Source organism: Streptomyces sp. NPDC026062 (assembly GCF_055568375.1).
The window spans coordinates 37,843-59,704 of the sequence record NZ_JBVHOQ010000042.1; the positions used below are offsets into that span (position 1 = coordinate 37,843).

General features: G+C 71.5%; 16 protein-coding genes and 1 pseudogene. 9 read left to right on the top strand and 8 right to left on the bottom strand.

Annotated features, from left to right (window positions below):
• Positions 1–9: 9 nt before the first annotated feature.
• From ACZ4LX_RS30505 to ACZ4LX_RS30525, 5 genes and pseudogenes are all read right to left on the bottom strand, one after another.
• Positions 10–3,191: pseudogene (locus tag ACZ4LX_RS30505) on the bottom strand (glycosyl hydrolase 115 family protein).
• 262 nt (positions 3,192–3,453) lie between these two features.
• Entirely contained in the window at positions 3,454–5,868 is a 2,415-nt protein-coding gene (locus ACZ4LX_RS30510; protein WP_467650116.1) for a beta-xylosidase/alpha-l-arabinosidase, read from the bottom strand.
• Positions 5,869–5,940: 72 nt separating this feature from the next.
• Positions 5,941–6,834 carry a carbohydrate ABC transporter permease gene (locus tag ACZ4LX_RS30515; protein WP_467650117.1) on the bottom strand — a complete coding sequence of 298 codons (894 nt, stop codon included), beginning with the start codon at positions 6,832–6,834 and terminating at the stop codon, positions 5,941–5,943.
• 4 nt (positions 6,835–6,838) lie between these two features.
• Positions 6,839–7,768 (bottom strand): carbohydrate ABC transporter permease, encoded by a 930-nt coding sequence (locus ACZ4LX_RS30520; RefSeq protein WP_467650118.1) that lies wholly within the window; start codon positions 7,766–7,768, stop codon positions 6,839–6,841.
• A gap of 2 nt (positions 7,769–7,770) precedes the next feature.
• A complete protein-coding gene (locus ACZ4LX_RS30525) occupies positions 7,771–9,018 on the bottom strand; it encodes an extracellular solute-binding protein (protein ID WP_467650136.1) in 1,248 nt (415 codons plus the stop codon).
• A 214-nt stretch (positions 9,019–9,232) separates the two neighbouring features.
• Here ACZ4LX_RS30525 and ACZ4LX_RS30530 point away from each other — a divergent pair, with 214 nt between their 5' ends.
• The 3 genes from ACZ4LX_RS30530 (at position 9,233) to ACZ4LX_RS30540 (ending at position 12,228) form a co-directional block, all read left to right on the top strand.
• Positions 9,233–10,291 (top strand): LacI family DNA-binding transcriptional regulator, encoded by a 1,059-nt coding sequence (locus ACZ4LX_RS30530; protein ID WP_467650119.1) that lies wholly within the window; start codon positions 9,233–9,235, stop codon positions 10,289–10,291.
• 47 nt (positions 10,292–10,338) lie between these two features.
• Positions 10,339–10,872 (top strand): GNAT family N-acetyltransferase, encoded by a 534-nt coding sequence (locus ACZ4LX_RS30535; RefSeq protein WP_467650120.1) that lies wholly within the window; start codon positions 10,339–10,341, stop codon positions 10,870–10,872.
• Between the two features lie 267 nt (positions 10,873–11,139).
• Positions 11,140–12,228, top strand: coding sequence for a WD40/YVTN/BNR-like repeat-containing protein (locus ACZ4LX_RS30540; protein WP_467650121.1), 1,089 nt, complete (start codon positions 11,140–11,142; stop codon positions 12,226–12,228).
• Between the two features lie 108 nt (positions 12,229–12,336).
• Here the strand turns inward: ACZ4LX_RS30540 and ACZ4LX_RS30545 are convergent, their stop codons facing one another.
• Positions 12,337–13,014: a uracil-DNA glycosylase gene (locus ACZ4LX_RS30545; RefSeq protein ID WP_467650122.1), complete on the bottom strand. Its 678-nt coding sequence runs from the start codon at positions 13,012–13,014 to the stop codon at positions 12,337–12,339.
• Between the two features lie 188 nt (positions 13,015–13,202).
• Here ACZ4LX_RS30545 and ACZ4LX_RS30550 point away from each other — a divergent pair, with 188 nt between their 5' ends.
• Together ACZ4LX_RS30550 and ACZ4LX_RS30555 are read left to right on the top strand one after the other, a co-directional pair.
• Positions 13,203–14,231, top strand: coding sequence for an N-acetylglucosamine kinase (locus ACZ4LX_RS30550; protein ID WP_467650123.1), 1,029 nt, complete (start codon positions 13,203–13,205; stop codon positions 14,229–14,231).
• Between the two features lie 112 nt (positions 14,232–14,343).
• Positions 14,344–15,267 (top strand): sirohydrochlorin chelatase, encoded by a 924-nt coding sequence (locus ACZ4LX_RS30555; RefSeq protein ID WP_467650124.1) that lies wholly within the window; start codon positions 14,344–14,346, stop codon positions 15,265–15,267.
• A 124-nt stretch (positions 15,268–15,391) separates the two neighbouring features.
• On the opposite strand, the gene ACZ4LX_RS30560 is transcribed toward ACZ4LX_RS30555, so the two are convergent.
• Both ACZ4LX_RS30560 and ACZ4LX_RS30565 read right to left on the bottom strand, forming a co-directional pair.
• Positions 15,392–16,462 (bottom strand): lactonase family protein, encoded by a 1,071-nt coding sequence (locus ACZ4LX_RS30560; protein WP_467650125.1) that lies wholly within the window; start codon positions 16,460–16,462, stop codon positions 15,392–15,394.
• Positions 16,463–16,562: 100 nt separating this feature from the next.
• A complete protein-coding gene (locus tag ACZ4LX_RS30565) occupies positions 16,563–18,071 on the bottom strand; it encodes an FUSC family protein (RefSeq protein WP_467650126.1) in 1,509 nt (502 codons plus the stop codon).
• Between the two features lie 375 nt (positions 18,072–18,446).
• Here ACZ4LX_RS30565 and ACZ4LX_RS30570 point away from each other — a divergent pair, with 375 nt between their 5' ends.
• The 4 genes from ACZ4LX_RS30570 to ACZ4LX_RS30585 all read left to right on the top strand — a co-directional run bounded on the left by ACZ4LX_RS30570 (position 18,447) and on the right by ACZ4LX_RS30585 (position 21,860).
• Positions 18,447–19,037 carry a lytic polysaccharide monooxygenase auxiliary activity family 9 protein gene (locus ACZ4LX_RS30570; RefSeq protein ID WP_467650127.1) on the top strand — a complete coding sequence of 197 codons (591 nt, stop codon included), beginning with the start codon at positions 18,447–18,449 and terminating at the stop codon, positions 19,035–19,037.
• Positions 19,038–19,173: 136 nt separating this feature from the next.
• The gene (locus tag ACZ4LX_RS30575) at positions 19,174–19,692 is read left to right on the top strand and encodes an Lrp/AsnC family transcriptional regulator (protein ID WP_467650128.1); all 519 of its coding nucleotides are present in this window, start codon (positions 19,174–19,176) and stop codon (positions 19,690–19,692) included.
• Between the two features lie 25 nt (positions 19,693–19,717).
• Positions 19,718–20,443, top strand: a complete 726-nt coding sequence (locus ACZ4LX_RS30580) for an HAD family hydrolase (RefSeq protein WP_467650129.1) — start codon at positions 19,718–19,720, stop codon at positions 20,441–20,443.
• Positions 20,444–20,672: 229 nt separating this feature from the next.
• Positions 20,673–21,860 carry a serine/threonine-protein kinase gene (locus tag ACZ4LX_RS30585; RefSeq protein WP_467650130.1) on the top strand — a complete coding sequence of 396 codons (1,188 nt, stop codon included), beginning with the start codon at positions 20,673–20,675 and terminating at the stop codon, positions 21,858–21,860.
• Positions 21,861–21,862 lie beyond the last annotated feature (2 nt).

The window sequence follows — 21,862 nt, forward strand, 5'->3', positions numbered from 1 at the left end:
GACCCGGGCTCAGCGCAGCCGGAGGCTCTCCGGCGGGCCCAGATAGCTGGGCTTGAGGCCGCCGGTGTCGACCACCAGGTTCTGCAGCACGACCGTGGGGTCGACCATCCAGAATTTCAGCACATGCACTCCGGCGGTGCCGATGTGGTGCACCGTACTGGTGACGTTGACGTTGTCGGAGGTGTTGCGGGCCCACTGCGCGTTCATGGTGCCGTCATCGGCTCCCGTCGCCTTGGTGACGTTCACCGACTGCGGTGCCGCGCCGTCGAAGGAGACCGCGTAGGTCAGTCCGTCGGTCGCCAGCGCGTTGTTGCGGGGCGACAGATACGCGTGGACGGTGACCGGGCCGGTCGTGAACAGGCTGACCAGGTACTCCAGCCTCGGGCTGTTCCCGCCGGGGACCTGCCGGACGGCGGTGACGGGGAAGGGTTCCATTCCGGCGCCGGTCCGTCCGATGTCCGGGATGCGCCGCCAGCTGATGCCACCACCGCCGACGGCACGGCTGTAGTGGTCCGCCTCGACGGACACGTACCCGTTGGCCTCGACGAAGCCGTCGAGCTGCGAGCGGGACAGCGCCGGGCGGTCGACGACCGCCGTGACGACCACCTCCGCCCCGCCCGGCCCGGTGACGGTGACCGGCACCTCGGTGACCCCCTCCGGAGCCCCGGTCCAGTCGACGCGCAGGGTGATCCGTTCCTGCCGGCCGACCCGGCCCCGGACCCGGTCCGCGGTCAGCCAGGGGGCGCCTGTGCGCACGCGGTAGTCGAAGGGGGCACGGCCCCGGTTGAACACCTCGATGTACTGGGCGGGCTGGCTCTGGTACGGACTGAAGACCGGCAGCACCGCCGGGCTCTGCTCGTGCGGCCACCAGGCTGCCGATCCGTCGACGGCCACGCCCATCCTGGCGCCTGCGGGCAGCTCGATGCGCCGGACCGCCGGGAAGAGCACGTCCTTGAGCGCGACGTTGTTGATCTCGGGCTGCTGCCAGGGGGCGTTCGGGCCGTAGCGCTCCACATCGCCGTAGTCGATGTGCGGCTGGGTCTGGAAGCCCTGCCACTTTCCCCCTGCCACCTGGGTGTTGAAGCGCTCGGCCAGGGCCAGGTCGTCGGCGAGCCGGGCCTCGGCGGCGGCCGCCAGATCATTGGTGAGGGCCCGCCCCTGAGCGGCGTAGTGCAGGTTGGTGAACTCCGCGGCGCGCAGCGCGTAGAGATTGGCGGTGGCCTGCACCTCGTACCCGACGAGTTCGTACCAGGCGTCCTGGGCGGAGGCCGGCAGCCTGCGCCCGACCCGTTCGGCCTCGGCGCCGAGCAGGCGCCACTCCTCGGTGACCCGTTCCAGTTCGCGGTAGTCGACGATGCTGAACGGGGTCGCCTCGTCGTCGTACACGACCGCCGAGCCGTCCTTGGCGGGGTCCTTGGCCGGGTCGAGCGTGATCTTCCGGTTGAGCAGTTCGGGCTTGCGCCGCGACTGGAGCCGGGCGTACGCGCGCAGGACGGCGGCGATCGCGGCGGCCTGCGTCTCGCCGAAGTTCTGGCGGGCGTACCGCTCCTCCCACTCGGGCAGCCGGTCCAGAGGCCAGCGCTCGGGGTTCCAGGCGTACTCCAGGAAGAACTGCGTGGGCAGTTCGTTGCCCTTGAGGTCACCGGTGTTGGTGATCCACAGTCCGTGGTTGCCGTAGGCGTGGCACTGGTGGAGCTGGTCCCACATGTTGGGCAGAGAGGCGGTGTCCACCCACTTGTAGTTGCGGCCCACCCCGACGTAGTCGAAGTGGTAATAGAGGCCGTAACCGCCCTCGCGGGCGTCGTTCTTGAGGTCGGGGAGCTTGCGGATGTTGGCCCAGTTGTCGTCGGTGAGCACCACCGTGACGTCGTCGGGGACCCGCAGCCCGCGGTCCCAGTAGTGCTGGACCTCCTTGTAGAGCGTCCAGACCTGGGGAATGGCGGTGATGTCCTTGCCGGAGATCTCCGCCAGGAGCTTTCGCTGGGTGGCGATGATCTCGGTCATCAGCTCGATGCCGTCGCCGTCCGGGAGACTGACGTCGCCGTTGCCGCGCATGCCGAGGGTGACGACGCCCTCGAAGTCCTCGTCCCTCATCCGCCGGATGCCGTCGGCCCAGTAGGCCTTGATCGCCTCGGCGTTGCGGCGGAAGGACCACTCGCCGGTCCCGCCGTAGGGGTCGTGGCCGGGGGTCGTGATGTTGCCCTCGCTGTCGCGTACGGCGGCGACCGCGTGTCTGTTCCACTCCTCGATGCCGCGCATCATGGGCGCCTCGTGCGAGGTGCCCATGACGACGCCGTACGCCTTGGCCGTGGCGTGATTGAGCGGATCGTCCTCGGCGAAGGCGCGCCCCCAGACGGCGGGCCAGAGGTAGTTGGCCTTGAGGCGCAGCATCACCTCGAAGATCCTGGCGTAGAAATCGGCGTTGAAGCCTCCCTCGAAGCCGGGCGCCCTGCCGGGGCCGAAGTGGGCGGGGGCCCAGGTACCGAGCGCCGGGTTCTCGTCGTTGATGAAGAAGCCCCGGTACTTCACGGCCGGTGTGCCCTGGGTGTGCGGGCCGGGCCGTACGTGGATCTCGTCCCGGTGTACGGGGACGACGTCGTCCCACCAGTACCAGGGCGAGACACCGATTCCGCGCGAGACGTCGTACGTACCGAAGATCGTGCCCCGCTGGTCGCTGCCCGCGATCACGAACGCGCGCTCCACCCCGGGCAGCGGTTGGTCGACGACGGTCTGGAGGCTGGTCTCCCATCTGCCCCGGATGGCGGAGACATCGAGCTTGCCCCGGGCCACCAGTCCGTCGATCAGCGGGCTGTGGCCCACGGTGCCGATGATCGTGATCTCGCGTCCGCCGGGCACCGTGCCGTGCGAGAGCGCGGGGCGGACGCCGGTGACGCGTTCGATGTCGCTCCGGAGGTCGCCCGCCACCCGGACGACGCCGGCCCAGTCCTGGTCGCTGACCAGGATCGGTGCCGCGCGCCCGTTCCTGACCAGTGCGAAGCTGCCGCGCCGGGGCGTGAACGAGATGTACGCACCGGGGTCCGTCGGCTGCGGCGCAGGGCCGCGGCCGCTCGCGGACGCCTCGGTGGCCAGGCCGAGGAGGGAGCCGAGGGGGGCGCGGTGAGTGCGGTGAGGCCCAGCCCGAGTCCCAGCACCGCTCTGCGGCCGGTGTGCTTCTGGAGATTGTCGTCCATATCGCTCTCCTATTTGTTCATATTCATGACAAATCGGGTGAACAGTCGCCCCTGCGGCGGTCACATCGGCGGCCCTGCCTTGTGCATGACATATCTCGTTGCGGAGGGTGCGGCTCTCCCGGCACCTGGCTGCCGGCATCGACGCACGTTCGATGGAGATGCTTCGAAAGTTTCGTGAACCTCCCCGCAGCCGACGGGCAAGCCGTCGGCCAGGGCGGGGAGGTTCACGACCGGGAGGGTGCCGCGATGCGGGCGGAACCGGTCAGCGCGCGGCCGGCTCCGGTACGGCGGCGGACTCGACCGAGGTGTCGCAGACGAGCCGTCGCGTGTGGTCGACGACGCGCTCGGGGCCGGTGAGCCGGAGCCGCAGGGTCCGGCGTACGTCGGCCGCGTCGCTGGAGGCGGCGAGCCGCAGTTCGAGCTCGCCGGGCTCGACGACGCGACGGCCGCCGATGCCGGTGAAGGACGCCAGATCCGCGTGGAAGCGGAAGCGGACCGTGGCCGCCGCACCGGGGGCGAGCGGGACCCTGGCGTAGCCGATCAGCCGCGCATGCGGCCGGGTGGTCTGGGCCACCGGATCGTGGAGGTAGAGCTGCACCACTTCGGCACCGTCGCGGTCCCCGGTGTTGCGGACCGTGACATCGAGGTCGGCGGTGCCGTCGGTGGGGATCTCGGCCGGGGCGGGATCGCCCTGCTCCCACTCGAAGGTCGTGTACGACAGACCGTGCCCGAAGGCGTGGAGCGGTGTCGGGTCCAGGTTGCTGACCCCGCTCACCAGCCCCAGCGGCGGCTGGAGATACGTCCACGGCTGACCGCCCGGCCCCCGCGGAACGCTCACCGGCAGACGGCCGGAGGGGTTGACCCGGCCGGAGAGCACCCCGGCCAGCGCCGGACCGCCCTCCTCGCCCGGGAAGAAGGCCTGCACGACGGCCGCCGTCCGGTCCGCCCAGCGCCCCAGCCCGTACGGGCGGCCGGTCAGCAGCACCAGGACCACCGGGGTGCCGGTGGCCAGCAGGGCTTCGAGGAGCTCACCCTGCACACCGGGCAGCGCGAGATCGGCCGCGTCGCAGCCCTCGCCGGACGTGCCGCGTCCGAAGAGACCGGCCCGGTCGCCCAGCACGGCGACACAGACATCGGCGTCCCCGGCCAGCCGGACGGCGTCCGCGATCCCCGAGACGTCCGTGCCGTCCACCTCGCAGCCGGCGGTGAAGCCCACGTCGGAGCCGGGGAACTCGCCGCGCAGCGCTTCCAGCACCGTCGGCACGTCGATACCCATCTCGAACCCGGGGTGCGAGACGCCGACATGGCTGGGGAAGGAGTAGCACCCGAGCATGGCAAGCGCGTCGTCGGCCCGCGGCCCGACCACGGCGATCCGCCCCGTGTCACGCAGCGGCAGCATGCCGCCGGGGTTGGCGAGCAGCACACAGGCCTGTTCGGCGAGTTCGCGGGCCAGGGCCCGGTTCTCCGGCGGGTCGAGGTCGACGGTGGCGCGGGCCTGCTCGGGGTCCGCGCCCTTCAGTGCGGCGGGCAGCGGCGACCAGTCGGGGTCGAGCAGTCCGAGTTCGCACTTCTGGAGCAGGACACGGTGCAGGGCCCGGTCGACGAGCGCCTCGTCCACCGTCCCGTCCCGTACGGCGGCGACGAGGACGTCACCGTAGCTGCGGACGGTGGGCAGCTCCACGTCGACGCCGGCTCCCAGGGCGAGCCGGGCCGCGTCCGCGCGGTCGGCGGCGACCTTGTGCAGGGTCTCCAGGAAGCCGATGCCGAAGTAGTCGGCGACGACGGTCCCGGTGAAACCCCAGGTGTCCCGGAGGAGACCGGTCAGCAGGGCGGGGTCGGCGGCCGCGGGCACACCGTCGATCTCGGCGTACGAGTGCATCACCGAACGCGCGCCGCCCTCCAGCAGGGCCATCTCGAAGGGCGGCAGGATCACGTCCGCCACCTCGCGCGCCCCCGCCCGCACCGGTGAGAGGTTGCGGGCGCCGGCGGAGGCCGCGTAGCCGGCGAAGTGCTTGAGCGTGGAGACGATGCCCGCCGACTCCAGTCCGCGAACGTAGGCGGTACCGATGGTGGCCACCAGATAGGGGTCCTCGCCGATGGTCTCCTCGACCCGGCCCCACCGCAGGTCGCGCACCACGTCCAGGACGGGCGCCAGCCCTTGGTGGACGCCGACGGCACGCATGTCGGTACCGATCCGGTGGGCCATCTCGGCGACCAGGTCCGGGTTCCAGGCCGCGCCCCACGACAGGGGGACGGGGTAGGCGGTGGCGCCCCAGGCGGTGAAGCCGGCCAGGCACTCCTCGTGGGCGAGCGCCGGAATGCCGAAGCGTCCGGCCTCCGCGATCCGTTCCTGCGCGCGGGCCAGGGCGAGTGTCCCGACGCCGGGGTCGACGGGGGCGGTGCCGAAGGGCCGGGTGAGCTGGCCGAGGCCACGGGTGGTCAGATCGTCCCAGTCGACCGGGTCGACCATGTCGTTCTGGTGCGGGGCGACCCCGTCGCCGTCGGCGTCGGCGCCCACCCAGATTCCGTACAGCTGGGCGGCCTTCTCCTCCAGCGTCATCCGGGGGACCAGATCGGCCACCCGCTCCTCCGGGGTGAGGGAGGTGTCGCGCCAGGGGCCGTCGACGGCCGGGGCGACACCGGTACTGCGGGCATGCGGGACAGCGGGGACTGCCATGGGGGCAGGGGTTCCTCTCATGAGTGCGGTGGTACGGGGCGGCGTGGGGCCCGTGGGACAGGCCCCGGAGCGCTACTTGCCGCCCACCCCCATCAGTCCGTTGACCAGCGCCTTCCGCGCCACGAGGTACACCGCGAAGATCGGCAGGACGGACAGCACGATCGCGGCCAGCACGGCGGGGATGTTCACCCCGAACTGGGACATGAAGTTGAACAGGCCCAGCGTCAGCACACGGTTCTCCTCGGACTGGGTCAGGATCAGCGGGAACAGGAACCCGTTCCACGCCTGGAGGGCCGTGTAGATCGCCACGGTGCTGATGCCCGCCTTGGACATCGGGACCGCCAGCTGCCACAGCATCCGCATGGGCGTCGCGCCGTCGAGCGCCATCGCCTCGTACATCTCCTCGGAGACGTCACGCATGGTGCCGCTGAGGATCAGGACCGCCACCGGCATCGCGAACGCCGCGGTCGGCAGAATGATCGCGGGCAGGCTGTCGTACAGGCCCATCTTGCTGATGAGCAGGTAGAGCGGAACGATCACGGCCTGCGCGGGAATGGCGACGCCGAGCAGGAAGGTCCGGAAGGCGAGCGAGGAGAGCCTGCTGCGGGTCCGTACCGCCACGTAGGCGACGGGCACCGACAGCAGCAGGACGATCGCCACGGTGGCCACGGCGACGATCGCCGTGTTGGCGAGCATGGTGGAGAAGCCGCCGTCCAGCACCGTGCGGTAGTTGTCGAGCGTGGGGTCGGTCGGAACGGCGAGCGGGTCGCCGTTGAGCGCCTCGTCCTGGCGCATGAGCGAGGCGGAGACCAGCGTGTAGAGCGGAACGGCCACGATGACGAGCCAGACCAGCGAGCCAAGACCGGCCAGCGGGTTGCCCCACTTGCGGCGTCGCCGGGCGGCGGCCTGGCGACTGCGGGTCACGGGCGACGTGAGGCGCGGCGCGGGGCGGGTGTCGGTCGACATCTCGTCACATACCTTCCCGGGTGGACCGCATGTTCCCGAAGCCGCTGAAGCGGACCAGGATGAGCGAAAGGGCGGTGGCCACGACGACGAGGGCCGTGGCGATCGCCGCGGCGTAGCCGAGGTCGTAGGTCTGGAAACCGGTCCGGTACATCAGGTACGGCAGCACGGTGGTGTCGGTGCCGGGGCCGCCCTTGGTCATGATCAGTACGGTGTCGAAGTAGGTCAGCGAGCCGACGATCATCAGGACCGAGGACGTCGTGATGGTGTTGCGGAGCTGGGGCAGGGTGATGTGGAAGAACTGGCGGAGCATGCCGGCCCCGTCGATCTCCGCCGCCTGGTAGAGGACCTGGGGGATCTGCCGGGTACCGCCCTGATAGATCAGGGTGTGGAACGGCATGAACTGCCAGCCGCCGACGAACGCCACGGTCAGCAGGGCGCCGGTGGACGAGCCCATGATGTTCGGGTCGATCCCGAACCAGGGCCCGATCGTCCGGATCACGCCGAAGTTGGGGTCCAGCAGCGCGTGGAAGAGCATCGCGATGGCCGTGGTGGAGAGCAGCAGCGGAACGAAGAAGACCGCGGAGAGCACGGCACGGCTCCGCTGTCTGCCCGCCGCCCAGACGCCGAGCAGGAGGGCAACCGGAGTCTGGAAGGCCCAGCTGATCGTGGTGAGCAGCAGGCTGAGCCAGGCTGCCTGGCGGAACTCCGGGTCCTTGAACAGCCGGGTCCAGTTGTCCGCGCCGATGGGTGTCGGGGAGTTCAGTCCGTCCCAGTGGCAGAAGGACAGATAGACGGCGATCGCCAGCGGGACGATCGCGAAGAGGGCGAAGAAGAGGATGCCGGGCAGCGCCCAGGCGACCGGAGGGCGACCGACGTTGCCGGCGGCCGCCTTCCTTCCTCCACGCACCCGTGTGTCCGAGGAGAGCTGAGACATCGTTACTTGACGGCCTTCATCGCGTCGACGAACTGCTCGGGCGTGGACTTGCCGGCGAACAGCTTGCTGATCTCGGTGAGCAGCGGGGTGGCGTACTGCGACTCCAGCGCCTGGTCCCAGGAGAGCGTGAAGTCCGGCGCCTTCTGGACCATCGCGTACTGGTCGGCGGCGAACCGCGGATTGGGCGAGGTGCTCAGCAGCGAGGCCGCGTTCGACGTGGTCGGGACGTCACCGTTGTCGATCAGTGCCTTGCTGTAGGACTTCGCGGCCATCGCCTTGAGGAACGCCACGGCAGCGTCCTTGTGCTTGGTCCGGGCGTTGACCGACCAGTAGTTGGTGGGGTTGCCCACCACGTTGGCCGCGTCGCCGACACCGCCGGCCACGGTCGGGAACGGTGCCCAGCCGAGGTCCTTCTCGGCGAACGCGGGTGCCTTGCCCAGCTGTGTCGAGTACTCCCACGAACCCATCAGGTGCATCGCGGCCTTGCCCTTGTTGAGCAGGGTGGGGGCGCCTCCGTTGCCGTAGTCGACGGAGTTGAAGTTCTTGCCGAAGGCGCCGTCGTCGACGAGCTTCTTGACGGTCTGGGCGGTCTTGAGCACCGCAGGGTCGCCCCAGCCCGAGGTGTCGCCGTTCTGGATCTTCCGGAAGACGTCGGGGCCGCCGATCCGGTCGAGGAGGTACTCCATCCACATCAGTTCGGGCCACTTGTCGGAACCGCCGAGGGCGAACGGGGTGATGCCCTTGCCCTTGAAGGTGGTGATGGCCTTCTGGAGGTCCTCCCACGTCTTGGGAGCCTCCAGCCCGTTGTCGGCGAAGAGGGTCTTGTTGTAGAAGAGCATCACCGGCTGCATGCCGCGCATGGGGACGCCGTAGATCTTCCCGTCGAGGCTGCCCGCGGTGACGATCGAGGGCAGGAAGCCGTCCTTCAGCGTGCTGTCGTTCTTGATCGTCGAAGTGAGATCGACCAGCTGACCGGCGTCGACGTAGGGCTTGATGGAGCCGCCGCCCCAGTTGAAGAAGACGTCGGGGGCGCTCGGGGAACCCATGGCGCTGCGGAGCTTGTTGACGTACTCGGTGCCGGGGACGGAGACGAGCTTGACCTTGATGTCGGAGGTCTTGTTGAACTCCTTCACTGCGGCCTGCTGGACCTTCACCGCGTCGTCGCCGTACACGTAGGCGGTGATGGTTCCGTCGCCGTCACCGCCGCTGCCGCCCGACCCGCAGCCCACCAGCACCCCGGCCATGACCATGGCGGCACCGGCCGCGGTCCATCTCGCCGCACGCGTGCTCTGAGTGAATATTCCCGACCCCATGACCGCACCTCTGTCGAATGTTTCGGCCCTGCTTGCGAATGTTGCCGGAACCGTACGGTCGTGTTTCGGGCCAGTCAAGGGGGCCGGACGAGAGAATTTCCCGCGGGGTCCCACCCTTCCCCGAGGGCGGCAGGCAGTTACGATTCCCTGCATGAGCCCCGCAAACATCCAGTCACATCAGGAGAATGCGCCGGCCGGCGAGTCGTCGGAAGGCACCGCCACCCTGGCGGAAATCGCCCGAGCGGCCGGAGTCTCGGCTCCGACAGTTTCGAAAGTGCTGAACGGGCGTGCCGATGTCGCCCCCGGCACGCGCACCAAGGTGGAGGAGCTGCTTCTGCTGCACGGCTACCGCCGCAGACGCGGATCCACGACCCAGTCGCGACTGATCGATCTGGTCTTCCACGAGCTGGACAGCGCGTGGGCCATGGAGGTCGTGCGCGGGGTGGAGAACGTCGCACGCGAGGAGGGCCTGAGCCTGGTGCTCTCGGAGAGCGCGGGCCGCCTCACCCCCGGACAGACCTGGGTGGACGGCGTACTCGCCCGCAGGCCGGTCGGGGTGATCCTGGTCCTGTCGGACCTCACCGCCGCCCAGCGCGCACAGCTGACCAGCCGCAGCATCCCGTTCGCGGTGGTCGACCCGGCCGGCGACCCGGGCGACGACGTCCCGTCCGTGGGGACGACGAACTGGCAGGGCGGACTGGCCGCCACCCGGCACCTCACCGGGCTCGGGCACCGCAGGATCGGGGTCATCAGCGGCCCGTCGCGCATGATGTGCAGCCGCGCCCGGGTGGACGGCTACCGGGCCGCGCTGGAGACCGCGGGCCTGCCGATCGACTCCGGCCTGATCCGCGAGGGCGAGTTCCAGCACGAGGCCGGTTACGCCACGGGCATGGAACTGCTGCGCATGGCCGACCGGCCGACCGCCATCTTCGCCGGGAACGACCTCCAGGCACTCGGCGTGTACGAGGCCGCGCGCGAACTGGGACTGCGCATCCCCGAGGACCTCAGCGTGGTCGGTTTCGACGACCTGCCGCTGACCCGCTGGATCGGGCCGCCGCTGACCACGGTGCGACAGCCGCTCATAGAGATGGCCGAGACCGCGGCGCGGCTGGTCCTCGACCTCGGCCGGGGCCGGCAGCCCGCGACCACCCGGGTCGACCTGGCCACCAATCTGGTGGTGCGCAGCAGCACGGCGGCGCCCGGCCACTGATCAACTCCGTTGCGGCCGGGGGCGGGCGGTCAGTACCGTCGCGCGGCATGAAGACTCCTGTCCTGCGCACCCGCCGGCTGCTGCTGGAGCCGTACACCCCCGCCGACGAGGACGGCTTCGTGGCGCTCTTCCAGGACACCCGGGTGGGGCGCTGGATGGGTGGCGGCCCGGCTCCGGAGGCCGAGGACCGGGCGCTGTTCGGGCGGATCTTCACAAAGGTGTACGCCCAGGACCTGGTCGGGGTGTGGGTGGTACGGCGGGACGGACGTGCGATCGCGCACGCGGAGATCAAGCCGTCCCCGGCACCCGGCGTGGACGGCCACGAGATCGTCTACGCCGTGGCTCCCTCGGTGTGGGGGCGGGGGCTGGGCACCGAGATCGTCCGGACGCTGGTCTGCCACGGCTTCGGCACCCTCGGCCTGAGCGAGGTGCACGCGACGGTGGACGCCGCCAATGAGGCGTCGCTCACCCTGCTGAACCGGATCGGCTTCCGTCACGTCCGTGACCTCACCGAGGACGACGGAAGCACGGCCTGCCTCCTGACCCTCGCGAAGGAGACCGGGCCGGGACCCGCCTCCTGACCTTCGCGAAGGAGGCCGGCCCGGGAACCGGGCGTCCCGCGGCGCGCAGGCCCGCCACCGCGCGTGTGAGCGGTGCCCGCCCGGAGCGCTGGGGGTTTCCGCCCGGAGCGCTGAGCGTCCCGGCCCGGGGAGCCGGGGTCCCGGCTTTCCGGAACCCGTGTCCCGCCGAGGAAGCGGCAGTGTCCGGAGCTGTCCTGCGCGCGACTGTCAGTGGCCGGGTGCAGACTGGCCCGTATCCGGCACAACGGCGTTTCGGGAGGTTCGGTCATGACCGATGTTCTGCTCACCGTCGGCACCCGCAAAGGGCTCTTCATCGGCCACAGGAGAGACGGGGCATGGGAGTTCGGCGGTCCGCATTTCCATGCGCAGGCGATCTACTCGATCGGCATCGACAAGCGCGGCGACACCCCCCGGCTCCTGGTGGGCGGCGACAGCGCGCACTGGGGCCCGTCCGTCTTCCACTCCGACGACCTGGGCGCGACCTGGGCCGAGCCGAAGCAACCGGCCGTGAAGTTCCCGGAGTTCACCGGGACATCGCTGGAGCGGGTCTGGCAGCTGCACCCGGCGGGCCCCGAGGCGCCCGATGTCGTGTATGCGGGTACCGAGCCGGCCGCCCTCTTCCGTTCACGGGACAGGGGCGAGTCGTTCGAACTGGTGCGTCCGCTCTGGGAGCACCCGACGCGCTCGAAGTGGGTTCCGGGCGGGGGCGGCGAGGGACTGCACACGGTACTGACGGACGAGCGCGACCCGCAGGCGGTCACGGTCGCCGTCTCCACCGCCGGAGTCTTCAGGACGGCGGACGGCGGTGAGAGCTGGGCCCCTGCCAACAAGGGGGTGTCGGCGGTCTTCCTGCCCGACCCCGATCCGGAGTTCGGCCAGTGTGTCCACAAGGTCAGCCGGGACGCCGTCGATCCGGACCGGCTCTATCTGCAGAACCACTGGGGGGTGTTCCGCAGTGACGACGCCGGTGACCACTGGACGGACATCGGGGCGGGGCTGCCGTCCGACTTCGGCTTCGCGGTGGCGGCGCACCCGCACCGCGCGGACACGGCGTACCTCTTCCCGATCAACGCCGACGCCGACCGGGTGCCGGCCGGGCATCGCTGCCGCGTGTTCCGGACCACCGACGCGGGCGACAGCTGGGAACCCCTGTCAGCGGGCCTGCCCGACGGCGCGCATTACGGCACGGTGCTGCGCGACGCGCTCTGTACGGACGACGCCGATCCGGCCGGCGTGTACTTCGGCAACCGCAACGGCGAGGTGTACGCGAGTGCGGACGACGGGGACAGCTGGGAACAGCTCGCCGCTCACCTGCCCGACGTCCTGTGCGTACGGGCGGCAGCCCTCGACCGGTGACCGGGCGTCGCGCCGCCGGCGGGGCCGGACCTGCCGCCCCCGCGCCAGGCCACGGTCGGGCGGGCCGCTCTCCGCCGGCAGGGCGGCGGGCGGAGGCGAGCACAGTCCCTACGGCAGGCGCCAGTCCACCGGCTGCGCCCCCTGGCGGGCCAGGAGTTCATTGGCCTTGCTGAAGGGACGCGACCCGAAGAAGCCGCGGTCCGCCGACATGGGGGACGGATGGGCGGACTCGATCGCCGGGAAGTCCCCCAGCGAAGGCCGGAGGTTGCGTGCGTCGCGGCCCCACAGAATGGACACCAGCGGGGTGCCCCGCGCGACCAGCGCACGGATGGCCTGTTCGGTGACCTCTTCCCAGCCCTTGCCCCGGTGGGCGGCGGGTTTGCGGGGTGCGGTCGTCAGCGCCCTGTTCAGCAGCAGCACCCCCTGCCGCGTCCACGGGGTCAGATCACCGTTCGACGGCCGGGGCAGCCCCAGGTCCGCGTGCAGCTCACGGTAGATGTTCTCCAGGCTGCCCGGCAGCTGGCGGACCTCGGGGGCCACCGCGAAGCTGAGCCCGATGGCCATCCCCGGTGTGGGATAGGGGTCCTGACCGACGATCAGTACACGCACCTCGTCGAAGGGCTGCTGGAACGCGCGCAGCACGTTCGCCCCCGACGGCAGATAGGTGCGGCCCGCCGCGACCTCCGCCCGCAGGAAGTTCCCCATCTCGGCGATGCGTCCCGCCACAGGGGCCAACGCCTGAGCCCATCCGGGCTCCACAACTTCGTTCAACGGTCGCGCTGTCACAGGCCTCACCCTACCGGCGTAACGACGGGTGCCCCGCAGCTCCCCGGCCTGCGGTGAACGGGCCGCCCGGGGACGGCCCGTCGTGACACCTGGCAGCTCGGCGCGAAGGCCCTGGACACCAGCGGCAAGGCACGAAGGGCCTGGGGATAGGCTGCCGCCGTCAATCCTCTGCTTACGGGAGCCGTTCCATGGAGTCACATCGGCACGCACCCGGGGAGTACGTCCTCGGGGTCGACTCCGGCGGTTCCGGACTTCGGGTGGCGCTGGGCACCGTGGGCGATGAAACACCCCTGGACACGGCGACGTGTGCGGAACCGGTCCGGACCGGCCCTTCGGGCATCGACGCCGCTCACCTCCTGGAACAACTGCTGCCCGCCGCCCGGGAGCTGCTTGCCCGGCACGGCGGCGACGACCGGATCGCCACCGCGGCGATCGGGGCGGCGGGCATGGCCACGCTCGGCGAACAGCTGCGCACCGAACTTCCCTCGGCCCTGGCGGACGCGCTCGGGGTGCAGCAGCTGGCACTCGCCGCCGACGCGGTGACCGCCTATGCCGGGGCGGTGGGACAGCGGCCCGGCGCGGTCGTGGCGGGCGGCACCGGCCTGATCGCCCTGGGGACGGATCTGACGCGGTGGCGGCGGGCCGACGGCTGGGGCCATCTGCTGGGCGACAGCGGAGGCGGCGCCTGGATCGGGCGGGCCGGACTCGACGCCGCGATGCGCGCCCATGACGGGCGACGCGGCGGCTCACCGGCACTGCTGACCAGACTGGAGGCGGTGTTCGGCCCGGCTCCAGAACTGCCCGGCCTGCTCTATCCGCGTACCGACCGGCCCGCCGTCCTGGCCTCGTTCGCTCCCGAGGTGGCCGCGTGCGCGGCGCACGATCCTGTCGCCGAAGGGATCCTCCGCGACGCCGCCGGGCACATCGCCGCGGCGGCCGTCGCGGTGTGCCCGAAGGCCGGGGCGGACGGCGCCGGTTGCGAAGTGGCGCTGACGGGTGGCTTGTTCCGGATGGGCGAGCCGCTGCTCGTACCGCTGCGCGAGGAGCTGGCGCGGCAGCTGCCGCACGCACGGGCGGTCCCCGGTTCGGGTGATCCGCTGACCGGTTCGCTGCGCATCGCGCGGGCGCTGGCCGCGGAGCGTCTGCGGCTGCCGCTCCATCCCACGCTGCTCCGGGTCACGTTGTCCGCCCCGGGAACCGGCCACACCCCGGGGTGACAGAGCGGGACAGTCGACCGGTAAGCCGCCCATCGGATAAATGCGGACAGACAACGCTCGACCGGCCCCTCCCCGAGCAGCGGGGTACCCAAAACCAGTAGCATGCGGCGCCATGAGCACCCCCACTGGGCCCGCTTCCGGCCTGCCAGTACGAATGCCGCGACCTCGCCAGTCCGGACGGCACCGCCGCCCGGAGCCCGTGGTCGCACCCGAGGGCGCCGCCGCGCTCGTTCTTGCCGTTCCCGGTACCCCTTCTTCGGCCAGCCGCAGTCTGGCCGAAGAGGTGATCAGCATCGCCCGCTCCGAGCTGCCCGGCCTGAACGCCCTGATCGGCTACCTCGACGGCGACGACGCCGAGTACCCGACCGTCGCTTCCGCGCTCGCGCACGCCTCCGCCGAACGCGCCGCGCGCTTCGAGCAGGCCAAGGCCGCCGGCCGTGAGGCGGCCGAGCCCGAGGGCCCGGCCGCCGTCGTGGTGCCGCTGCTCGCGGGACCCGACAGCTCACTGGTGCAGCGGATACGCCTCGCGATCGAGGAGAGCCAGGCCCCGGCGGAGCTGACCGATGTGCTCGGACCGCACCCGCTGCTCGCCGAGGCGCTGCATGTGCGCCTCTCCGAGGCCGGTCTCGCTCGCGCCGACCGCGCGAGGCTGTTCACCGTGGCCACGGCAGCCGACGGCATCGTGCTGGCCACCGTGGGCGGCGAGGAGGCCGTACAGGCTGCGGGGATCACCGGCATGCTGCTGGCCGCGCGGCTCGCGGTGCCCGTGATGGCCGCCGCCCTCGACGTCGAGGGCTCGGTCGCCTCGATCGCCGAGCAGCTGAGGGGCTCCGGCTCGCTGCAGCTGGCCGTGGCGCCCTATCTGGTGGGCCCCGAGGTGGCCGACGGTCTGCTGGACGCCGCGGTGAAGGAGGCCGGCTGCGCGAGCGCCGAGCCGCTCGGCGCATACCCGGCGATCGGCAAGCTGGTGTTGTCGATGTACATGACCACGCTGGGCATCGCTCCGGCGATGGCGCAGGGGGCTCAGGTCCACTGATTGCCGCCGCGGGCAGGGCGGGCGGTCCGTCGCGGGAGCGGGGCGGACCGGCTCACCCCGCCCGCGCGTGACGCACGGACGCCCCGGGCCCTCACGGACCCCGGGGCGTCTCGTATGCCGTTGCTCAGGCGAAGATCACGCAGGAGGCCGCAGGAACCTCCAGAGAACCTTCCGGAACCGGGACGCCGGTCTCCGGGTCCACGGCGAACCAGCTGACGTTCCCCGACCTCTCGTTGGCGGTGTAGAGCCGCCGGCCGGTGGGGTCGAGGGCGAGGTCGCGCGGCCAGTGCCCGCCACAGCTCACGGTCGTGATCAGCGACGCCTGTTCCCCCGCGGCAACGAGGGCGAGCACGGAGATGCTGTCGTGCCCCCGGTTGGCCGCCCAGAGGAACCGGCCGTCGTGTGCGACGACGACCTCGGACGCATAGCTCGCCGGGCTGGTGCCGCCGCTCGCTCCGGCAGGCAGCACGGGCGCCTCACCGACGGCTTCCAGGACCCCGGCGGCGGCGTCCCACCGGCACACCGTGAGGGTGGGCTCCAGCTCGTTGAGCACGTAGGCGTGACCGCCCGAGGGGTGAAACGCGAGATGGCGCGGCCCGGTGCCGGGCCGCAGCGCCGTCTCACCGTGCAGGCGCAACTCTCCGGTGTCCGGGTCGAGAGCGCAGATCCGTACGGAATCGGTGCCGAGGTCGACGCTGAGCACCCAGTTCCCCGACGGATCGGCCAGGACCTGGTGGGCGTGGGGCCCCGCCTGGCGTTCCACGACCGGGCCGCTGCCCTCGTGCGCGAGTACGCAGCCGGCCTCGCCGAGCGAGCCGTCCGCGAGCACGGGCAGCACGGTGACGCTCCCGGAGCCGTAGTTGGCGGTGAGGACATGGCCCCCCGCGAGGGCGAGATGGGTGGGCCCGTCGCCGTCGACCCGCCGGGTCTCCCCGAGGGGCCGCGGGACGTCGCCGCTGATGTCGAGGGCCGCGGCCGCGCCCTTCTCGGTCTCGCTGACCGCGTAGAGAACCGCGCCGCCGGGGCCGGTGCCCCGGCCGAGCGCGAGGTAGGAGGGGTCGGTTACGGCGTCCGTCGTACCGAGGACGGTGAGCGCCCCGGTCTCCTCGTCCACGGCGGCGACGGTGATACCGCGTCCGCCCGCCGAGGTGAACGACCCGATGAATGCCCGTCCGGCACCGTTGCTGCTGTCCACCGCACTGCCTCTCTCCGCCGACTGATCGCGGCGGCGGCCGCCGTGATCTTCCGCGGCGACCGTAGCAGTGCCCGTCTGTGGTCTGGACCAGGGGTGCGGGTCAGGCCGGGACAAGGGGTGCGCGGGGCGGGGCGTGCAGGGGCGTGGCCAGTTCCGCCAGCGCCCGCTCCAGGCCGTGCAGGTGGGCGAGGGCCGGCTCTGTCGCCGCAGGTCGCTCCTGGAGGGCCGCGGTCCCGGCCGTGCGGGCCGGCCGCTCGGTCGCGGTGAGCGCTTCGACCGCACTCTCGACACGCCAGCAGGCCGCGGTGAGCCGGGCGTCGTGGGAGGCCTCCTTGTCGGCCGCGACGGAGGCCAGTCCGCGCACTTCCCGCGCGCACGCGTCGAGCAGGGCGAGCACACGCCCGGCCCGGGCCCTGCGGGCGCGCAGCGGACTCAGCGGGTGCACCAGCGGGGCCAGCGAGAGGCGGACGCGGCCGAGGAGCGCTTCCAGTTCGGCGACGCGCGGTGCCGGATCGGCGGTGGCCGAGCCCGAGAGCCGGGCAGCGGCCTCCTCCGTGCAGGCGTGGACGCACCGCAGGGCACGCTGGATCCAGGCGTCGGTCGTGGCGTGTGTGGTGACGGGCAGCACGAACAGCACCGCGAGCATCGCGCCGAGCGCGCCGACGGCCGTCTCGACGAGCCGCAGGGTGAGCAGATCCGGGTCGAGGACGCCGAGGGATCCATAGAGCGCTCCGGCCATCACCGTCACGGAGAGCATCATCCAGGTGTAGGAGACGGCCGCGGTGTAGAAGATCCCGAACACCCCGATGGCGACGACGAGCGCGGTGGGGACCGGTGCCCCGTGCAGCGGAACGACGACGGCGAGGCCGATGGGGATACCGATCAGCGTGCCGAGCACCCGGCGGAATCCGCGCACCAGTGTCTCGCCTCGCGAGGCCGTGTTCACGAAGACCCACCAGGTGGCACCCACGGCCCAGTACCAGCGCTGGTCGGACAGCATCTGCCCGGCCATCAGCGCCACGGCTCCGCCCGCCGTCGCCTGGACCGCCTGCCGCGTGGTGACTCTGGCCAGTCCTGTGCCGCTGACCGGGGCCGGTATGTGGGGCGGGGCCAGCCGCCGTTCGTAGCACCACAGACCGAAGCGGACGGCGGACGAGGAGAGCAACGAGAGGGCGACCGCGGAGCAGAGCTCGGGCAGCTGTCCGGGCAGCGTGTGGAGGAACTGCGTCGTGAAGAAGGACATGAACGCGAACACACCGAGGGAATGGCCGCGCGGACCCCATCGCCGGGCGTATACGCCCAAACCCATGACCGCGAGGAAGGCGGCGTCGCGGGCGACCGGGTGATCATGGAGAAGGGCGGCGAGCGCGAGCACCGGGAAGCCCGCCGCGGGGAGCAGCGCCGTGGTGAGGGCCTGGCCCCGGACGGTGGGATCGGTCACCGTGAACAGGGCGAGCAGTGCCGCCAGCCCTCCGGTGATGGCCGCGACGAGCGAGTGCCCGGCCAGGCCGCACACCGTCACCGCCAGTCCGATCCCGAGCACGGCCCGGCAGGCGAAGCTCAGCCGCAGCCTGCCCGGGTCCCGGGCCACGAACGCTCTCTTCAGCACTGCTGTTCCCCGCCTCGCCCACCGGTTCCGTGTACCGGCATGGAAAAGGCGCCGCGGGATCCGCAGCGCCATCGACAGGTACATCAGAGCATCCGCAGGCCTGTTGGCCCAAATTAGCCTCCCTTCACTGCGCCAATGGCTCATTTGATCAACGATGCGGAGCACCAGCAGTCGGCCAACGGATCACCGGACAGCGCCCCGGGGAGCACCGGGCCCGCCGGCCGGGGAGCACCGGCCATCACAAAGGACCCCGGCAAGGGGCCGGCACCTGCCCCTCCCGACGGTATGGACACGCTGAATTGACATGACTACGCTCACCCTTGGTCTAGACCGCAGAACTCTCCGGACATCACCCCACATCTCCAGGAGCGACGTATGCGCAGAAAGATCACTTCCTTACTCGCCGGGCTCGGCCTGGCCGGCGCGGCCCTGTTCACCACCTCCGGCAGCGCGCAGAGCCACGGCTACACCGACTCCCCCATCAGCCGCCAGCAGCTCTGCGGCATCGGCACCGTCAAGCACTGCGGCCAGATCCAGTGGGAGCCGCCGAGCGTCGAGGGTCCCAAGGGCTTCCCCACCCGCGGACCGGCCGACGGCCACATCTGCTCGGGCGGCATCGGCCGCTTCTCCGAACTCGACGACCCGAGGGGCGGCGCCTGGCCGGCGACTCAGGTCACCGCGGGGCAGAACTACACGTTCAACTGGCGGATCGAGGCCCGGCACGCGACGACCGACTTCCGCTACTACATCACCCGGGACGGCTACGACCCGGCCAAGCCGCTGACCCGGGCCGACCTGGAACCGCAACCCTTCCTCACCGTGCCCTTCGGCGGCCGGCTGCCCGGCTCGACCGTGTCCCATGCGGGTGTGCTGCCGCAGAAGTCCGGCAAGCACCTGATCCTCGGCGTCTGGACGATCTCCGACACCGGCAACGCGTTCTACGCCTGCTCCGACGTGCAGTTCTGACACCCGTCCTCCGTCTCTGCGCCGCAGCCCCGCGCGCCGGCGCAGAGGCGGGGCACGCACCGTCGCGGCAGGCCCGGCAGTGTGCCATTGGTACAGTCGCGGCCCGACGGACATACCAGTGAAAGGCCGACGGACCATGGCGGTGGACGCACTCGACACCCGGATTCTGCGACTGCTCATCGAGCAGCCGCAGACGAGCGTGCGCGAGTACGCAAGGATCCTGTCCATCGCCCGGGGAACCCTCCAGGCCCGCATCGACCGCCTCGAACGGGAGGGTGTGATCACCGGCAGCGGTCCGTTCCTCTCACCCGCCGCTCTCGGCCACCCGGTGCTCGCCTTCGTTCATCTGGAGGTGACGCAGGGGCATCTGGACGACGTGGGCGAGGCACTGGCCGCGGTGCCGGAGATCGTCGAGGCGTTCTCCACCACGGGAGGCGGGGATCTGCTGACCCGGGTGGTGGCGCGGGACAACGGGCACCTGGAGGACGTCATCCAGCGGCTGATCCAGCTTCCGGGCGTGGTCAGGACCCGGACCGAAGTGGCGCTGCGCGAAAGGGTTCCGCACCGGCTGCTGCCGCTGGTGGAGTCGGTGGGCCGGACGGCACAGCCCGGCCGGAGCGGCCTCTCCCACCCGGGCCCGACGAAGAGTCCGTGATCGCTCCGCTGCGATCATGGCCGTCATGAACTCCGCACCCGCACACGCCCCTTCGGTCATCTTCGACCTGGACGGCACCCTCGTCGACAGCGAGCCCAACGCCTACGAATCCGTACGCCTGCTGCTCGAACGGTACGGCGTACCCGACTTCACCTGGGAACAGAACGCCCGCTTCATCGGAATCAGCAACCCCGAGGCGCTGACCGTCCTGCGGGCCGAATACGGCATCGCCGCGTCCGTGGACGAGCTGGTGGCGGGCCAGGACGCCCTGTATCTGGAACTGGCGCGGAGGTCGACCGAAGTCTTCCCGCGAATGCGGGAGTTCGTCGAGCTGCTGCACGGCCGGGGAGTGGCCATGGCGGTGGCGTCGGGCTCGTCCCTGCCCGGGATCGAGGCCGTGCTGACGAGTACCGGCCTGGGCGCCTTCCTCACCACGTACGTCTCCGCCGACGAGGTGGGGCGCGGGAAGCCGGAACCGGATGTGTTCCTGGAGGCCGCCCGGCGACTGGGGGCCGACCCCGCCGACTGCGTGGTGGTGGAGGACGCGGCCCCAGGCGCGAGGGCCGCCCACGCGGCGGGGATGCGCTGCATCGCGGTCCCGTACGTTGCGGCGAGCGCCGCCGATCCCGCGTTCGCCTCGGCGGGGCTGCACTTCCCGGGCGGGCAGGCCGAGTTCACCGCACAGGCCGCCTGCGCATGGCTGTTTCCCGGCACCGCGCCGGAGCCGGTCCGGCCGGATCAGACTTCCTGACCCCGGCGGACACCCTTCTTCGCACGAGACCTGCCGGCTCGTCACCGTGCGCGCGGCCGCCGCGGGGTGACGGCCGGTCGCCCCGGGTCCGCGCGCCGGATATCCTGATCATGCCGCGTCCCTCCCACCCCGTCCCTCGTTCCGGGCGGGGTCGCCGCCGCGGCGGCCGGAGCGGTACCCGGCCCGGTCCTTCCGAGATTCGCGAGCTATTCGAGATGGGTGTGCGCAGGTGCTGGTTGCTGGTCGGTACCGATTGATATCCGCCATCGGCCGTGGCGGGATGGGTGAGGTCTGGCGGGCCACGGACGAGGTCCTCGGCAGGGCCGTGGCGGTGAAGCTGCTGCTGGGCGAACACGCCGACGAGTCGGCGACCGCGCGGTTCCGGCTGGAGGCCCAGACCGCCGCCCGGCTGAGCCACCCGCATCTGGTGGCCGTGTTCGACTTCGGGTCGTGGGAGGACCGGCTCTTCCTGGTGATGGAGCTGGTCGAGGGCAGGAGCCTCTCCGACCTGCTTCTGTCGCAGGAGCGACTGGGTCCGGAGCAGGTCGCCCGGATCGCCGGCCAGGCCGCGGCCGGGCTCGCCGCGGCCCACCGGCAGGGCATCGTCCACCGGGACATCAAGCCGGGGAACCTGATGCTGGACGCCGAAGGCTCCGTGAAGATCGGCGACTTCGGCATCGCCCAGTTCGTCGACGACCCCTCGGCGGCCCTCACCACGACGGGCCACATCGTCGGCACGAGTCTCTACCTCGCCCCGGAACGGGCGCTCGGCCGCACCGCCGGTGCCGCATCGGACATGTACTCCCTCGGCTGCGTCATCTACCAACTGCTCCTCGGCCAGCCGCCGTTCCGCTCGGACACCCCGACCGCGACCTTGTACCAGCACGTCGACACGCCTCCCGTGCCGCTGCGGCAGCGGGGGGTCGACATGTCCGCGGCCTTCGACTCCTACCTTCTGGGCCTGCTCGCGAAGCAGCCCGAGGACCGGCCCAGCGCCCAGCAGGTCGCCGACTGGTTCCACAGCGAGGCCTGGCGGGGGCAGGCGGAACCGCTGCCCCAGCACCGGCCCGCTCCCCCGCGGGCTCCGGCCGTCGGCTATGCGCCGGCTCCCGCGACCCCCGCCCCTGCCGGGCGGCCCAATGGCACGGACGCCGGTTCGCCGACGACGTACCGTCTGCCTCAGACGTCCGGACACGGGCGGCGTGCGGCGAGCCGGCCGCGTAGCCACCCGCGTCGCAGCACCCGCGAGGCCATCAGACGCCGCCCGAGAGTCGCCAGCGCCATCGCGGGCACGGTCGCCTTCCTCGCCGCCGTCTACCTGGGGATGAGCCTGTTCTCCCCCGATTCCAGCTCCGCCACCACGCCGGACGGCGGCACTTCGACGAGCGAGGCGCCGTCCCCCTCGTCCGGCCGGTAGCC

Bases quoted from the DNA above. Each gene is read 5' to 3' on its own strand.
- ACZ4LX_RS30520 (WP_467650118.1), bottom strand. From the start codon at position 7,768: ATGTCTCAGCTCTCCTCGGACACACGGGTGCGTGGAGGAAGGAAGGCG.
- ACZ4LX_RS30535 (WP_467650120.1), top strand. From the start codon at position 10,339: ATGAAGACTCCTGTCCTGCGCACCCGCCGGCTGCTGCTGGAGCCGTAC.
- ACZ4LX_RS30575 (WP_467650128.1), top strand. From the start codon at position 19,174: ATGGCGGTGGACGCACTCGACACCCGGATTCTGCGACTGCTCATCGAG.
- ACZ4LX_RS30540 (WP_467650121.1), top strand. From the start codon at position 11,140: ATGACCGATGTTCTGCTCACCGTCGGCACCCGCAAAGGGCTCTTCATC.
- ACZ4LX_RS30550 (WP_467650123.1), top strand. From the start codon at position 13,203: ATGGAGTCACATCGGCACGCACCCGGGGAGTACGTCCTCGGGGTCGAC.
- ACZ4LX_RS30525 (WP_467650136.1), bottom strand. From the start codon at position 9,018: ATGGTCATGGCCGGGGTGCTGGTGGGCTGCGGGTCGGGCGGCAGCGGC.
- ACZ4LX_RS30530 (WP_467650119.1), top strand. From the start codon at position 9,233: ATGAGCCCCGCAAACATCCAGTCACATCAGGAGAATGCGCCGGCCGGC.
- ACZ4LX_RS30570 (WP_467650127.1), top strand. From the start codon at position 18,447: ATGCGCAGAAAGATCACTTCCTTACTCGCCGGGCTCGGCCTGGCCGGC.
- ACZ4LX_RS30515 (WP_467650117.1), bottom strand. From the start codon at position 6,834: ATGTCGACCGACACCCGCCCCGCGCCGCGCCTCACGTCGCCCGTGACC.
- ACZ4LX_RS30510 (WP_467650116.1), bottom strand. From the start codon at position 5,868: ATGGCAGTCCCCGCTGTCCCGCATGCCCGCAGTACCGGTGTCGCCCCG.
- ACZ4LX_RS30555 (WP_467650124.1), top strand. From the start codon at position 14,344: ATGAGCACCCCCACTGGGCCCGCTTCCGGCCTGCCAGTACGAATGCCG.
- ACZ4LX_RS30580 (WP_467650129.1), top strand. From the start codon at position 19,718: ATGAACTCCGCACCCGCACACGCCCCTTCGGTCATCTTCGACCTGGAC.